The following is a 239-nucleotide window of genomic DNA, read 5'->3' on the forward strand; positions in this document are numbered from 1 at the left end:
TCACGAGCGTGGTCTTGAAACCTTCCGGGTAGGCCGACTTCGCCAAGGTGGCCCGGGCAGCGGCGACGTCGAAGGTCGGTCCTGCGGCTGTGGAGTGTCCCCACGTCACGGGTGAAAGGAACGTCGTGGCGGTCTGGCCGCTCCCGAACAACACGGCAGACCGGATCGCTTCCTTTTCGATGGCCTGCGCGGCCGCCCGACGCACATTGACGTCGTCGAAGGGCTTCTTGCTGGTGTTC

General features: G+C 65.3%; 1 protein-coding gene. It reads right to left on the bottom strand.

Annotation, left to right across the window (positions count from 1 at the left end; all coding sequences use genetic code 11):
• Positions 1 to 239 (bottom strand): ABC transporter substrate-binding protein (locus ACPYOM_RS23735; RefSeq protein ID WP_481347865.1); only part of this gene is annotated, 239 nt, incomplete at both ends.

It is taken from the genome of Monashia sp. HAY1-2A, from assembly GCF_056755315.1.